The organism is Arenimonas sp. GDDSR-1 (assembly GCF_025980345.1).
Lineage (GTDB): Bacteria > Pseudomonadota > Gammaproteobacteria > Xanthomonadales > Xanthomonadaceae > Arenimonas.
The window spans coordinates 1-14192 of record NZ_JAPDUI010000047.1 but is presented as its reverse complement, the minus strand read 5'-3'; the positions used below and the strand labels follow the sequence as shown (position 1 = coordinate 14192).

Genomic DNA, 14192 nt, shown 5'->3' with positions numbered 1-14192 from the left:
GTCACGCCCAAGGCCACCACCATGCGCATAAATTTAACGCTTCCCGTCTTCACCGCCCTGCTGCTGTCCGGTCTCTGCGGCGCGTCTTCGCTCGATATTCTGTACGCCGATCTGGACGGCAACGGCATCGCCGAGAAAATCCGCTTCGTGCAAAACCCGCAAGAAGTTACGGTGACCGTGGAAAACGCCACCGGCCCGCAACGGCTGGTATTCGCCATCGATAGCGCGCGACAGGATGCCATCTGTGGCTTGCCGGCCGAACTGGACACCGCCGCGCCTGACTGCCGGCCCGAGGCGCTGGGCGGCAGCCCCCTGCCCGGCTGCAAGGCCGATGCCAAGGCCCAGGCGCTGGTGCTCAGCGACGGCCGCTGCGATGCCATCCACCTGTATTGGAATCACGACACGAACGCGTTGGCTTGGTGGCGGATGTGATCGCCACGATTGTTCCATTCCTTGCTGCCGGAATACTTTTGATTGCAGCGCTGGCCGTGCGCTTCGCCGGTACGAACCGGATTCTGAATATCGTGGATTACGCGCGCGTGAATGATATTGAAGGGCTGCACCGCTGGGCCGGCAACCGGCTGCTGCTGTTGCCGCTGGTTTCGGTGGCCATCGGCGTTCTCAGCCAACGCAACCCGGCACTGGCCATTCCGCTGATCATCGTGCTGGTGATGGCGGTGATGGGCATGGTGATGTGGATCGCCGCCGGCTCCGGAAAATTCAGCCAAACCTAAATGCGTCTGGAGCGGGTGATGGGAATCGAACCCACGTCTTGAGCTTGGGAAGCTCAGGTCCTGCCATTGAACGACACCCGCGTTGCCTCCGATTATACGGTCAAGCACTAGGGCCTGAGGAAGTCCTGCATGGCCGCGGTCACCGCCGCCGGGGCGCTGATGTGCGGCAGATGGCCGAAGGCGTCGATGACCTGCAGCCGGCTGCCCCGGATGGTGTTGTGCATGTACTCCGCCACGGCCAGGGGGACGAATGCGTCCTCCCGCGACTGGATGATCAATGTCGGCACGCTGACCCGCGGCAGTTCGCTGCGGAAATCCATCTGCAGGATTGAATGCAGCACGGTCAGCACGCGCTCGGTCGGGATTTTCCACAGGGTTTTGGCGAAACTCTCGGACAGCTCGGGCCGCTCTGGATTCTGCAAGGCCAGCAGCGAGTAATTCATGGCCCATTCCAGATGGTCGTTGCGGATGGCCTCGTAGACATCCCGCACATCGGTATTGGACATGTTGCCGGGGTAATCGGTGTCCTGCAGGTAGCGCGGCGAAACGCCGATCAGCACCAGTTTCCCGAACACCTCGGGCGCACGGTTGGCGGCGAGAATGCCGACCATGCCGCCGACCGAGTGTCCGACCAGCGTCGCCTTTTCCAGCTCCAGAACATCGGCGATGTCGAGCAGATCATCGGCGTACTTTTCAAGATCGTGGTACCGGCTTTCCACGAAGGCGGCCGGATCGGAGGCGCCGGCGCCGACATTGTCGAGCAGCACCAGTCGCCAGTCGGCGGCGAATGCCGGCGTCACCGCCTCCCAGGCGGTCTGGTCGGTGCCGAAACCATGCACGAACACCAGCGTACCGGCGGCCCGGACATTGCCGGCAACAGTCACGTTGTTCTTGCGCAGGACTTCCTGCGACTTGGCGGTCCCCATGGGCATGCCGATACTCCCTATCAGCCGTTCGCCGTTATCATTCGCATTTTTGCAGCGGGCGTCAAATCGGCTCCAGCCGCATCGCATTAACCGACTCTAATATGATTCCATGCCCGACACAAAAGTGTATAGTTTGAACCGTATGTCCGATTCATGAGACCGAGGCAATGCGCAGAATTCTGCCCAAATCGCTGCAGGCCCGGGTTACGCTGTTCAGCCTAGCGGTGTTCGTGTTGGGTATCTGGAGCTTGTTGCTCTATTCCGAGCGCAAACTGCGCAGCGATATGATCAGCCAGATTGGCCAGCGTCAGATGGCCACTGCCAGCCTCGTCGCCCGCCAGATCAATTACGACATCGACCTCCGACTCCAGAATCTGCAGTATGTGGCGAATGAACTCGGAACGGCCGACTTCAGCAGTGCCGGGGCCGTACAGGCCAAGATCGTGCAACGGCCCCTGCTGCTGCGCGATTTCCTGGCGGGCGCTTATGTCGTCAATGCCCAAGGCGTCGTGATTGCGTCGATGCCGGACACCATCAACCGTAACGGCATGGATTATTCGGACCGCGGTTACATCAATGCCGAAGGCCGCCAGACCGTGGGGCGCCCGGTCATCAGCCGGAAACTGAACGCTCCGATCATTCCACTCTCTGCGCCGGTCCGGGATACCCGCGGCCGGGTCATCGGGGCGCTGGTCGGCGCTATCGACCTGAGCAAGCCGAGCTTTCTGGACAGCATCACCAGCAGCCGTTTCGGAAAGACCGGCTATTACGTCCTCCAGGACAAGAAATCGCGCACCATCATCACCAGCTCCGGCAAGACCCGGGTTCTGGAAAAGCAGCCGCCGCCGGGCGTCAATCCGCTGATCGACCGGCATCTGAACGGGTGGGACGGAACCGGCATCACCGTCAATCGGTTCGGCAAAGAAGTCCTGGCCTCCAGCCGGTCGATTCCGATCGCGGGCTGGTCGGTGGTGGCTTCGTTGCCGACCGATGAAGCCTTCGAACCGGTGTATGCCCTGGAGCGCAATGTTTTCATTGCGGGAAGCCTGCTGACGCTTCTGGCCGGAAGCCTGATGTGGTGGCTGCTGCGCCGCGAGCTGCGCCCGATGTTCACCACCATGGACGCTCTGGCCGAACTGGCCAAATCCGAGCATGCACCGGAACCCCTGCCGGTGACCCGCGACAATGAAATCGGCGCGCTCATCACCGGCTTCAACACCTTGCTGCTGACCCTGCGCCAGCAAGGCGAAATCCTGAAGGAAAGCGAACAGCGCTGGAAATTCGCCATTGAAGGTACCGGCAACGGGCTTTGGGACTGGAACATCGCCGATGGAACGGTTTTCTTTTCCACCCAGTGGAAGCGCATGCTCGGTTTCGCCGAACATGAAATCAGCAGCAGCTTGACCGAATGGGAAAAGCGCGTGCATCCCGAGGACAAACCCGAGGTAATGCGCGCACTGAACGAACATCTCGAAGGCCGCACGCCGGTCTATGTCAATGAACATCGGGTGCTGTGCAAGGAAAACGGCTACAAATGGATTCTCGACCGCGGTCTGGTGGTCGAACGCGACGCCGAGGGCCGGCCTCTGCGGGCCATCGGCATGCACACCGACATCAGCAGCCGCAAGCGCGACGACGATTACAAAAAGCTGCACAACGACATTCTGGTCATGCTCGCCGGCGGCGCATCCTTGGAGCAGACGTTGCAGGCCATCGTTACCGGCATCGAACGGCTGAATCCCGGCATGTTGTGCAGCGTGCTTTTGCTCGACCGGGACGGCAAGCACTTTGCCAGTGGCGTCGCACCCAGCCTGCCGAATTTCTACAACAATGCGGTGATCGGCCTCGAGATCGGCGTCGGCCGGGGGTCCTGCGGCACCGCCGCGTTCACCGGCGAACGCGTGGTGGTCGAGGACATCGCCAGCCACCCCTATTGGACCCCCTACCGCGACATCGCCCGGCGTGCGGGCCTGGGGGCCTGCTGGTCGCAGCCGATACTGTCGGCCGCGCATGCGGTCATCGGCAGCTTCGCCATCTACCATCGCCACCCGCATACGCCGGAACCTTCCGACATCGCCATGATCGAGGAATCGGCGCAGCTGGTCAGTATCGCCGTCGAACGCGATACCGCCGAGTACAACCAGCGCATCGCCGCGACCGCGTTCGAAACCTCGAAAGGCATGATGATCACCGATCCCAACAAAGTCATCCTGCGCGTCAACCGCGCGTTCACCACCATCACCGGCTACGAACCAGAGGATGTCATCGGCAAGACGCCCCGGATTCTGAGCTCCGACCGCCAGGACCGCTATTTCTATGAAGTGATGTGGTACGTCATCAAGGAAACCGGCATGTGGGAGGGCGAGATCTGGAACAAGCGCAAGAACGGGCAGGTCTATCCGCAATACCTGATCATCAACACGGTCAGGGATGAAAACGGCGAGATCACCAACTATGTGGCCTCGCTGGAAGACATCAGCCTGAGCAAGGAAGCCGATGCCAAGATCCACAACCTCGCCTTCTACGACGCCCTGACCCAGCTGCCGAACCGGCGCCTGCTGATCGACCGCATCGAACACGCGCTGGTCGCCAACACCCGCAGGGACAACCGCGGCGCATTGATCCTGCTCGATCTCAACCAGTTCAAGACCGTCAACGAAACCCTGGGATACGACATCGGCGACCTGCTGTTGCAGGACGTGGCCGTGCGTCTGGGCCGCTGCGTTTCCGAAGGCGATACCGTGGCGCGCATCGGCCCCGACGTGTTCGTCGTGCTGCTCGAAGGCCTTGACGAGAACATCGAAGAAGCGGCGGCGGCGGCCGAGTCGGCCGCAACCCGCATCATCGCGGCCCTGTCGGGCATGTACCGTCTGGCCGAACATATCCATCACAGTACGCTCAGCATCGGCATCACGCTGTTCCACAACCACGACACCAGCGGCGACGAGCTGCTGCGCCAGGCCGACATCGCCATGAACCAGGCCAAACACGTCGGTCCGAACACCCTGCGCTTCTTCGACCCGGGCATGCAGGCCGCGATTTCCGCCCGCGCCGATCTCGAAAATGAACTGCGCGCGGCGATTGAACGCAAGCAGTTCGAACTCCACTACCAGATCCAGATGGACAATTCCGGCAAGGCGCTGGGCGCGGAAGCGCTGATCCGCTGGAAACATCCGGAGCGCGGCATGATTCCGCCCTTCCAGTTCATACCGCTGGCCGAAGACACGGGCATGATCGTTGCCATCGGCAGCTGGGTGCTGGAGACCGCCTGCGCACAGCTCGCCGTCTGGCAGCGTAATCCGGCCACCGCCGCGCTGTCGATCGCGGTCAACGTCAGCGCGCGGCAGTTCAACCAGGGCGATTTCACGGCACAGATCCGGTCCTTGATCAAACGCCACGGCATCAATCCCGCCTGCTTGAAGCTCGAACTCACCGAAAGCATGCTGTTGGACGACATCGATGCCATGATCGAGAAAATGACGGTGCTGCGTTCAGTCGGCATCGGCTTTGAGCTCGACGACTTCGGCACCGGCTATTCCTCGCTGCAGTACCTGAAGCGCCTTCCGATCGAACAGCTCAAGATCGACCAGAGCTTCGTCCGCGATCTGGCCATGGATGACAGCGACAAAGCCATCGTGCGCACCATCATCAACATGGCGCACAGCCTGAACATGAAGGTCATCGCCGAAGGGGTGGAAACCGCAGAACAATGGGCATTCCTGAAAAGCCATGGCTGCGACCACTATCAGGGCTATTACTTCAGCCGGCCGGAGCCGATCGGGGACTTCGAAACGCGGATCGGGCTGGTGCGGGCGCCTTGACGGGTCCCGAAAAAAAGCGGCCCGAAGGCCGCTTTTCGTTTTTGCCTGCAGGCGGCGTTATTTCACGCCATGCATCAGTTTCTGGATCAGCGGCGCGATCAGGAACAGCACCACACCGGCACCGGCCAGCGCGTAGAAACCGAAGGTGTAGCCGCTGAGCGCCGAGGCTGCGGTCATGCCGCCTTCGCCGCTGACCTCGCCGGCGAAGATGCCGGCCAGATTGTTGCCGATGGCAATCGACAGGAACCAGCAGCCCATGGCCAGACCGCCGAGTTTGGCAGGCGCCAGCTTGGTGGTCATCGACAGACCGATCGGCGACAGGCAGAGCTCACCGATGGATTGGATGACATATACGGCGAACAGCACCCAGAACGGAATCATCAAGGTGACCGGGTCGATCAGATTGGTCAGCGCGTACATCAGCAGCAGGAAGGCCAGGCCGTTGAAGATCAGACCCAGACCGAACTTGCGCGGAATCGACGGGTTGGCTTTGCCCATGCGCACCCACAACCAGGCCAGTACCGGCGCCAGGGTGATGATGGCCACCGAGTTGACCGACTGGAACCAGGCGGTCGGGAATTCCCAGGTGCCGAAGTTGCGGTTGACGATTTTTTCGGCCAGGAAGTTGAACGAGCTGCCGGCCTGTTCGAAGAACATCCAGAACAGCACGTTGAACGAGAAGATCGACAGCATGGCCAGCACCTTGTCGCGGGCCACGGCGCCGTCGCGCATGCCCTCGCGCAGCAGCATCACGGCCGGCACCACGATCAGCGCCATCAACAGGTACTGCAGGTACATGGCATCGATGGTCAGCAGGAAGTAGAACAACGGAATGCCGATCAGGGCGCCGATTGCGGCGACACCGGCCACGCGGCCCATGCCACTGCCGGCTTCGGCGGCGCCGATGCCCTTGAGCTGGCTGCGGCCCAGATAGAACCAGAACAGGCTGATGACCATGCCGATGCCGGCGGTCAGGAACACCACTTTGTAGGCCGGGGTTTCGGTGGTGCCGAAATAACGCTGGGCCAGCACCTGGGTGATCACCGGGGCGATCATGGCGCCGATGTTGATGCCCATGTAGAAGATGGTGAAACCGGAATCGCGGCGCTGGTCGGAGGTGGCATACAGTTTGCCGACCATGGTCGAGATGATCGGCTTGAACAGGCCGTTGCCGACGATGATGGTGGCCAGACCGAGCTTGAAGATTTCCTCGTTCGGAATCGCGATCATGAACAGGCCGATGGCCATGATCACCGCGCCGGTCAGGATCGAACGCTGGAAGCCGATCAGTTTGTCGGCCACATAGCCGCCGAAGATGGCGCCGGCGTACACCAGCGCCAGATAGGCGCCGTACAGTTCACTGGCCGGCTTCTCGCCGGTACCGGCGCCGCCGTGGAACTGCGCCACGATGTACAGCACCATGGCCCAACGGATGCCGTAGAACGCGAAGCGTTCCCAGAATTCGGCCATGAACAGCATCCACAGGGGCTTGGGATGCCCGAGAATCTGGTCAAACGCGGGTGGCGTATATTCGGTGTTTCCGGTGTCGACTGCTCCGCTCATGCGGACTCTCCCTTGGTTTGTTTTAATGGTGGAACGGTGCTTCATCATAATTAAAACACCGGCGATTGACAGCTTTTTTCCGAAAAAAGCCGCAATTGCCTGAAAATCCGACACTTTTCAGCCAATACGGGTCCGCACCTCGAACAATTCCGGGAAAAAGCTCAGGTCCAGGGCTTTCTTCAGGAAGGCCACGCCGGAGGAACCGCCGGTGCCGGGCTTGTAGCCGATGATGCGCTCGACCGTCTTCAGGTGACGGAAACGCCATTGCTGGAAATTGACTTCGATGTCGACCAGCTGTTCGCAGAAGTGGTAGGCCTCCCAGTGCGCCTCGGTGTTTTCATAGATGCGCTCGAACGCGGCGATGACCGCCTCGCGTTTCTCGTAGGGCTGCGACCAGTCGCGGTTGAGGCATTCGGCCGGAATGGCGTGGCCGCGCCGGGCCAGATGGCGCAGGAATTCGTCGTACAGGCTGGGCGCGTTCAGGGTGTCGGTCAGGTGCCGGTGGATGTCCGGATCGTAGTCGAACACCTTCACGTAATGCGCGTTCTTGTTGCCGAGCAGGAACTCGATTTCCCGGTACTGGTGCGACTGGAACCCCGAAGAGGAACCGAGCACATGGCGGAACTGCATGTAGTCGCTCGGGGTCAGGGTTTCCAGCACCGACCACTGTTCGGTCAGCTGCTTCTGGATGTGCTTGACGCGCGCCAGCATTTTTTGGCACGGACCGAGGTCGTCTTCGCGCAGCTGGGCCAAGGCCGCCCGCAGCTCATGGATGACCAGCTTCATCCACAGCTCGGAGGTCTGGTGCTGGATGATGAACAGGGTTTCGTCATGCACCGGCGGATCCGACAGCGGATGCTGCGCGCTCAGGATCCGGTCCAGACGCAGGTAGCCGCCGTAGCTCATGCGGTCCTTGAAGTCGGTGGTGATGCCGTCTTCAAGCGGGCGTTGGTTGCGGGGTTCGGTCATGGCAGGCTCACGGTTTCTTAACCTCGCCAGTTTAACTTATCGGCTACACTATTTCCGTTCCCGGCGGGATGCCCTGCCACAGCTTCCAGGAGCCCTGAATGGAATCCGGCGTACGTTTCGAAATCGATTATCTGCAGTACATGGATGCCGACGGCGGCATCGTCAATCCCGATCTCCCCGACTTCGCCCGCGACCGCACGCAGCTGGTCGATCTGTACAAGGAAATGCTGAAAGTGCGCTGCTTCGATGCCAAGGCCGTGGCCCTGCAGCGCACCGGCAAACTCGGTACCTATGCCAGTTGCCTCGGCCATGAGGCAGCCCACATCGGCATCGGCACCAGCCTGCAGATCGACGACGTGTTCGCGCCCAGCTACCGTGAATACGGCGCCCAGTTCGCCCGCGGCGTGAAACCGCGCGAAGTGCTGATGTACTGGGGCGGCGATGAACGCGGCAACGATTTTTCCGGCCCGGCCCATGATTTCGCCTGGTGCGTGCCGATCGCCACCCAATGCCTGCACGCGGCCGGCTCCGCGCTGGCCTTCAAACTGCGCGGCGAAGCGCGCGTGGCCCTGGCCTGCGTCGGCGACGGCGGTTCCTCGAAAACCGATACCTATGCCGCGATCAACTCGGCCGGCGCCTATGGCCTGCCCTTCGTGCTGTGCATCATCAACAACCAATGGGCGATCTCGGTGCCGCGCACAGCGCAGACCGGTGCCAAAACCCTGGCCCAGAAGGGGCTGGCCGGCGGTCTGGAGTGCCTGCAAGTCGACGGCAACGACATCATCGCGGTCAAAGCCGCGGTGGCGCATGCGGTCAAGCGCGCGCGCCACGGCCACGGCGGCACCGTGCTGGAACTGATCACCTATCGCCTGTCCGACCACACCACCGCCGATGACGCCCGCCGTTACCGCGATGACGAACAGGTCAAGGCGGCCTGGCAGCGCGAGCCGGTCAAGCGCCTGAAATCCTACCTGTTGGCGCAGGGCTGGTGGAGCGAAGACGAAGAAACTGCTTGGATTACTGAATCCAACGCCTGGGCCGATGCCGAGGTCGATGCCTATCTGGCCACCGCTGTGCAGCCGGTGGAAGCGATGTTCGATTACCTGTACGCCGAACTGCCGCATGACGTGGCCGAGCAGCGCGAACAGGCGCTGGGCTGGGAGAAACGCTGATGGCCGCAATCACCCTCATTGAAGCCCTGACCCAGGCCATGGCCTATGAAATGCGCCGCGACCCGAGCGTGATGGTGCTCGGCGAAGACGTCGGCATCAACGGCGGCGTGTTCCGCGCCACCTCTGGCCTGATCCAGGAATTCGGCCCCGAGCGTATCCTCGATACGCCGCTGGACGAAACCACCATCGCCGGCCTGACCGTCGGCCTGGCCGCCCAGGGCATGAAGCCGATTGCCGAGGCGCAGTTCGACGGCTTCATGTATCCCATGGTCGATCACATCATCTGCCACGCCGCGCGCCTGCGTTACCGCACCCGCGGCCGCATGAGCTGCCCGATGGTGCTGCGCGTGCCCTGGGGCGGCGGCATCCGTGCGCCGGAACACCACAGCGAAGCCAACGAAGCCATCTTCACCAATGTGCCCGGCCTGCGCGTGGTCATGCCCAGTTCGCCACAGCGCGCCTATGGCCTGTTGCTGGCCGCCATCCGCGATCCCGATCCGGTGATCTTCTTCGAACCCAAACGCATCTACCGGCAATACAAGGAAGAGGTGCCGGATGACGGCGAAGCCCTGCCTTTGGATGTCTGCTTCGTGCTGCGCGACGGCAGCGATGTGACCCTGGTGACCTGGGGCTCGCAGGTCAAAGAAACCCTGGAAGCGGCCGATGCCCTGGCCAAAGACGGCATCAGCGCGGAAGTGATCGATCTGGCTACCGTCAAACCGCTCGACTTCGATACCATCCACGAATCGGTGAAAAAGACCGGACGCTGCGTCATCGTGCATGAAGCGCCGCGCACCGCCGGATTCGGTGCCGAAATCGCCGCGCAGCTGGCCGAAAAAGCGATGTACGACCTGGTCGCGCCGGTCGAGCGCGTCACCGGCTACGACACGCACATTCCGCTGTTCCGTCTGGAAATGAAATACCTGCCGAGCGTCGAAAAAATCGTCGCCGCCGCCAAACGCACCCTTGCCGCGAGCTGATTATGAGCACAGTAAAACCCTTCCATCTGCCGGATCTGGGCGAAGGCCTGCCGGACGCCGAAATCGTCGAATGGCATGTCAAGATCGGCGATGTGGTCCGTCTGGATGCGCCGCTTGTGTCGATGGAAACCGCCAAGGCCGTGGTCGATGTGCCCTCGCCGTTCTCCGGCAAAGTGCTGGCACTGGCCGGACAGCCCGGTGATGTCATCCTGACCGGCGCGGTGCTGGTCGAAATCGAATTGGATCCGAGTCTGCCGCAACGCGCCGATGCCCAGGACACCGGACATCACCACGGCGCGCCGGCGGCACACACCGCACCGGCGGCGACACCGACCGCAATACCGGAACCAGCGGCTGCAGAAGCGGACGGCGATGCCGGCACCGTGGTCGGCGCCATGGAAAGCTCGAACGCCGTGCGTAGCGAACAGGCCATCGCCATCGGCGGTGTGAAAGCCATGCCGGCCGTGCGTGCACTGGCGAAAAAGCTGAAGGTCGACCTCGCCCGCGTGCGCGCCACCGGCGCCGACGGCGTGATCACCCTGGCCGATGTGAAAGCGGCAGCCGCCAATCCATCGATGCAGTCCGCAATTCCGGCAGCGGCGGCACCCGTTATGGCCAGCGAGCGCCCTGCAACCCCGCCGCCGGCCTTCATGCCGCCGCCGGCCGGCGATGACAAAGACGAACCGATCCGCGGCGTGCGCCGCAACATGCTGCGCTCGATGAGTGCCGCGCATGCCGAGGTGGTTCCGACCACATTAATGGACGATGCCGACCTCAGCGCCTGGGCGGCGGGTGAAGACATCACCGTGCGCACCCTGCGCGCGCTGGCGGTAGCCGCCAAGACCGAACCGGCGATGAACGCCTGGCTCAACGCGAAGGAAGGCACCCTGCGCCGGCACAGCGCAGTCCACATCGGCGTCGCCATCGACTCGGCCGACGGCCTGTTCGTCGCCTCACTCAAACACTGCGACTCGCGCGACGGCAAAACGCTGCGCGCCGAACTCAACCGCCTGCGTGACGGCGTTCGCAACCGCACCTTGCCGCCGGAAGACCTTTCGGGCTACACGCTGATGTTCTCCAATTTCGGCGTGTTCGCCGGAAAATACGCCACGCCGGTGGTCGTGCCGCCGTGCGTATGTATCGTCGGCGCCGGTCGTCTGTATCACGCCGTGGTCCCGGTGCTGGGTGGCATGGAAACGCACCGGATGATGCCGATATCGCTGACCTTCGATCACCGCGCCGCCACCGGCGGCGAAGCCGCCCGCTTCCTGAAAGCGATGATCGACGATCTGCAACGGTCCCGCTGATGGCCCATCGCAGCCGCCTTGCCGGTTTCATGATTGACTGCCAGGGCGGCGATTTGGGCGAAGCCGCGACATTCTGGAGCAAGGCATTGGGGCTGGATATTGCTGACCCGGACGAAGACGGCCTGGACCGGTACGCCGTTCTGGAAAAAATGCGCGGCGATCTGCACGTCGAAGTACAGAAGGTCGATCACGAATCCCGCGTGCATCTGGATATCGAAAGCGACGACATCGAAGCCGAAGTGGCGCGCCTGAAAGCCTTCGGCGCGCTGGAGATTGCGCGGCCTTACGATTCCCGCTGGGTGGTGATGCAGGCACCGACCGGCCACCGGTTCTGCGTAGTTCGGCCGAAAGGAAAACTGACCGCGGACAACGCGAAACGCTGGGACTGAAAAAACTCAAAGCGCAGCGGCGGCATCCTTGAAAATTGCTTCAAGCGCTTCAAGCACGTGCGTTTCTTCCACCAAGCTTGCCATCTCGGAGACATCCCTCAGGCTGTGCCACGCAGCCTTGCCTTCGGCTTTGATTTTGGCCAGAAACGCACCGGCTTCGCGCGGATTGTCGAAGCCGTGGCTCTGCAACAAGGTATCGCCATTGGCGTGGCTGAGTTTGAAATAGAACTTGCCGTCTTTTTCCCGGTATTGCTTGAACACCGGCAAAGCCGGTTTTTCATGTGATGCATTCGACTGCGTCGGCAGGACGCTGCCCAGATTGCGCAGACCGACGGCATGGCGCAATTCCCGCAGCAGCGGCGTGGCGATGGCACGGGCCTTGACCGCGCCGGCCTGCAGAATGGATTCAATGCGGGCCGGATCGGCCATCAAGGCGTTGTAGCGTTCGCGCATGGGCGCGATTTCGGCATCGATGACCGCAAACAGCTGTTGTTTGGCATCGCCCCAGGCGATGCCTTCGGCAAACGCCTGACGCAAAGCGGCGGTCTGCTCCGGCGTGGCGAAGGCCTGATAGAGCTGGAACAGGGCTGAACCTTCGGTATCCTTCGGCTCACCCGGCGCCTTCGAGTCGGTCAGCAGGCCCATGATCTGTTTCTTCAGCGTCGCCGCATCGGCGAACAGGGCAATGGTGTTGTCGTAACTCTTGCTCATCTTGCGGCCATCCAGGCCCGGCAAGGTGGCTACGGATTCCTCGATGACCGCTTCGGGCAGCGTGAAATGGGCCTGGCCGTAGAGATGATTGAAACGCGCGCCGAAATCGCGCGCCATTTCGATGTGCTGGACCTGATCGCGCCCGACCGGCACCTTGTGGGCACCGAACAGCAGGATGTCTGCGGCCATCAGCACCGGATACATGAACAATCCGGCCGTGATGCCGGCGTCGGCATCGTTGCCGTCGGCCGTGTTTTTATCCACCGCCGCCTTGTAGGCGTGCGCCCGGTTCAGCAGGCCTTTGCCGGCCACGCAGGTCAACAGCCAGGTCAGCTCCGGAATTTCAGGGATATCGGATTGCCGGTAAAACCAGACCTTATCCGGATCCAGACCGCAGGCCAGCCAGGAGGCGGCGATTTCCAGCGTGGATTGCTGGACACGCGCCGGGTCCTGCACTTTGATCAGCGCATGGTAGTCGGCAAGGAAATAGAAACTTTCCACGCCGGCCTGCCGGCTGGCGGCAACGGCCGGGCGGATGGCACCGGCGTAATTGCCCAGATGCGGCGTACCGGAGGTGGTGATGCCGGTCAGGACACGCTGGTTGGCCATGGGGACTTAGTTTTTCGCGGCGTCTTCGACTTTCTCGCCGGCTTTCTGGACGTCTTTGCCGACGCCTTCAATGGTGTTGCAGGCCGACAGGGCCAGAACGAACGACAGGGTCAGCAGGGCGGTAACGAGCTTTTTCATACGTACTCCTCAGGGTTAATCAATGCGCATCAGGGTCGATTTTCCGAACAGGCTTTCGACCAGATCCACGGCGAGTGCGCCGGTCTTGTTATGTTCATCGAAAGCCGGGTTTAATTCAACTATGTCCAACGAGCCGAGCCGGCCGGTATCGGCGATCATTTCCATCACCAGCTGCGCTTCGCGGTAGTTCGGACCGCCCGGCACCGTGGTGCCCACGCCCGGGGCGATGGACGGATCGAGGAAGTCGACATCGAAACTGACGTGCAGGTGGGTGTTTTCGTCGACGCCTTCGAGCGCCTCCTCCAAGGACCGCTTCATGCCGACTTCATCGATGTAGCGCATGTCGTAGATGTCGAGACCATAACGGTGCACCAGTCGTTTCTCGCCGATATCGACCGAACGGATGCCGATCTGGCGGATTTCCTCGGGCTGGATGGCCGGTTTGGCGCCACCGAGCTGGGTCAGTTCATCCGGACCGAGGCCGCACAGGCAGGCCACCGGCATGCCGTGGATGTTGCCGGACGGGGTGACCTGGCTGGTGTTGAAATCGGCGTGGGCGTCCAACCAGAGAATGCGCAGCTTCTTGCCGGTATCGCGGCAATGCCGAGCTACGGCGGTGATCGATCCGATGCCCAGGCAATGATCGCCGCCGAGCACGATCGGCAATTCGCCGCGCGTCAGGCTGGCGGAAACGGCTTCCATGGTCAGGCGGTTCCATTCCGCCACTTCCGGCAGGTGCCGGTAACCCTCGGTCGGTGGCTGCCACGGGTTGACCGGTCCCTGGACATTGCCGTAATCCAGCACATCCAGCCCATGCGAACGCAGGGCTTCGGCGATGCCGGCCACGCGCAGGGCTTCCGGCCCCATCGAGGC

The 14192-nt window shown here is 62.1% G+C and carries 13 protein-coding genes and 1 tRNA gene; 7 read left to right on the top strand and 7 right to left on the bottom strand.

What is annotated here, in order from left to right:
* Nucleotides 1-432 (top strand): hypothetical protein (locus tag Q0W88_RS08050; protein ID WP_297801951.1); only part of this gene is annotated, 432 nt, incomplete at its 5' end.
* A 38-nt stretch (nt 433-470) separates the two neighbouring features.
* Nucleotides 471-734, top strand: coding sequence for a hypothetical protein (locus Q0W88_RS08045; protein ID WP_297801949.1), 264 nt, complete (start codon nt 471-473; stop codon nt 732-734).
* A gap of 7 nt (nt 735-741) precedes the next feature.
* On the opposite strand, the gene Q0W88_RS08040 is transcribed toward Q0W88_RS08045, so the two are convergent.
* Both Q0W88_RS08040 and Q0W88_RS08035 read right to left on the bottom strand, forming a co-directional pair.
* Nucleotides 742-815 (bottom strand) — tRNA-Gly (locus Q0W88_RS08040).
* A gap of 26 nt (nt 816-841) precedes the next feature.
* Nucleotides 842-1666, bottom strand: coding sequence for an alpha/beta hydrolase (locus tag Q0W88_RS08035; protein ID WP_297801947.1), 825 nt, complete (start codon nt 1664-1666; stop codon nt 842-844).
* A 161-nt stretch (nt 1667-1827) separates the two neighbouring features.
* Between Q0W88_RS08035 and Q0W88_RS08030 the strand changes: the two genes are divergently transcribed.
* Nucleotides 1828-5481, top strand: coding sequence for an EAL domain-containing protein (locus tag Q0W88_RS08030; protein ID WP_297801946.1), 3654 nt, complete (start codon nt 1828-1830; stop codon nt 5479-5481).
* Nucleotides 5482-5538: 57 nt separating this feature from the next.
* Here Q0W88_RS08030 and Q0W88_RS08025 read toward each other — a convergent pair whose 3' ends face one another.
* Nucleotides 5539-7044: an oligopeptide:H+ symporter gene (locus Q0W88_RS08025; RefSeq protein ID WP_297801944.1), complete on the bottom strand. Its 1506-nt coding sequence runs from the start codon at nt 7042-7044 to the stop codon at nt 5539-5541.
* A gap of 117 nt (nt 7045-7161) precedes the next feature.
* On the bottom strand, nt 7162-8013 hold the full coding sequence (gene kynA / locus Q0W88_RS08020) for a tryptophan 2,3-dioxygenase (RefSeq protein ID WP_297801942.1): 852 nt from the start codon (nt 8011-8013) through the stop codon (nt 7162-7164).
* A gap of 98 nt (nt 8014-8111) precedes the next feature.
* On the opposite strand from kynA, the gene pdhA reads away from it, so the two are divergent.
* The 4 genes from pdhA to Q0W88_RS08000 are packed head-to-tail and all read left to right on the top strand — an operon-like array spanning nt 8112 to nt 11861.
* Nucleotides 8112-9185: a pyruvate dehydrogenase (acetyl-transferring) E1 component subunit alpha gene (gene pdhA / locus Q0W88_RS08015; RefSeq protein WP_297801940.1), complete on the top strand. Its 1074-nt coding sequence runs from the start codon at nt 8112-8114 to the stop codon at nt 9183-9185.
* Nucleotides 9185-10165 carry an alpha-ketoacid dehydrogenase subunit beta gene (locus tag Q0W88_RS08010; RefSeq protein ID WP_297801938.1) on the top strand — a complete coding sequence of 327 codons (981 nt, stop codon included), beginning with the start codon at nt 9185-9187 and terminating at the stop codon, nt 10163-10165. Before pdhA ends, Q0W88_RS08010 begins: the two co-directional genes overlap by 1 nt.
* 2 nt (nt 10166-10167) lie before the next feature.
* Nucleotides 10168-11472: a dihydrolipoamide acetyltransferase family protein gene (locus tag Q0W88_RS08005; protein WP_297801936.1), complete on the top strand. Its 1305-nt coding sequence runs from the start codon at nt 10168-10170 to the stop codon at nt 11470-11472.
* Entirely contained in the window at nt 11472-11861 is a 390-nt protein-coding gene (locus Q0W88_RS08000; RefSeq protein ID WP_297801934.1) for a VOC family protein, read from the top strand. Before Q0W88_RS08005 ends, Q0W88_RS08000 begins: the two co-directional genes overlap by 1 nt.
* 6 nt (nt 11862-11867) lie before the next feature.
* Here the strand turns inward: Q0W88_RS08000 and Q0W88_RS07995 are convergent, their stop codons facing one another.
* From Q0W88_RS07995 to rocF, 3 genes are all read right to left on the bottom strand, one after another.
* Complete coding sequence (locus Q0W88_RS07995) at nt 11868-13181, bottom strand: tryptophan--tRNA ligase (RefSeq protein WP_297801932.1); 1314 nt, start codon at nt 13179-13181, stop codon at nt 11868-11870.
* 6 nt (nt 13182-13187) lie between these two features.
* Nucleotides 13188-13319 (bottom strand): entericidin A/B family lipoprotein, encoded by a 132-nt coding sequence (locus Q0W88_RS07990; RefSeq protein ID WP_297801930.1) that lies wholly within the window; start codon nt 13317-13319, stop codon nt 13188-13190.
* Between the two features lie 15 nt (nt 13320-13334).
* The coding region (gene rocF / locus Q0W88_RS07985; protein ID WP_297801928.1) for an arginase at nt 13335-14192 on the bottom strand (858 nt) is incomplete at its 5' end.

Excerpts from the sequence above, each read along its gene's own strand:
- kynA (WP_297801942.1), bottom strand. The coding sequence starts at position 8,013 with ATGACCGAACCCCGCAACCAACGCCCGCTTGAAGACGGCATCACCACC.
- Q0W88_RS08005 (WP_297801936.1), top strand. The coding sequence starts at position 10,168 with ATGAGCACAGTAAAACCCTTCCATCTGCCGGATCTGGGCGAAGGCCTG.
- Q0W88_RS08030 (WP_297801946.1), top strand. The coding sequence starts at position 1,828 with ATGCGCAGAATTCTGCCCAAATCGCTGCAGGCCCGGGTTACGCTGTTC.
- Q0W88_RS08010 (WP_297801938.1), top strand. The coding sequence starts at position 9,185 with ATGGCCGCAATCACCCTCATTGAAGCCCTGACCCAGGCCATGGCCTAT.
- pdhA (WP_297801940.1), top strand. The coding sequence starts at position 8,112 with ATGGAATCCGGCGTACGTTTCGAAATCGATTATCTGCAGTACATGGAT.
- Q0W88_RS08025 (WP_297801944.1), bottom strand. The coding sequence starts at position 7,044 with ATGAGCGGAGCAGTCGACACCGGAAACACCGAATATACGCCACCCGCG.
- Q0W88_RS07995 (WP_297801932.1), bottom strand. The coding sequence starts at position 13,181 with ATGGCCAACCAGCGTGTCCTGACCGGCATCACCACCTCCGGTACGCCG.
- Q0W88_RS07990 (WP_297801930.1), bottom strand. The coding sequence starts at position 13,319 with ATGAAAAAGCTCGTTACCGCCCTGCTGACCCTGTCGTTCGTTCTGGCC.
- Q0W88_RS08000 (WP_297801934.1), top strand. The coding sequence starts at position 11,472 with ATGGCCCATCGCAGCCGCCTTGCCGGTTTCATGATTGACTGCCAGGGC.
- Q0W88_RS08035 (WP_297801947.1), bottom strand. The coding sequence starts at position 1,666 with ATGCCCATGGGGACCGCCAAGTCGCAGGAAGTCCTGCGCAAGAACAAC.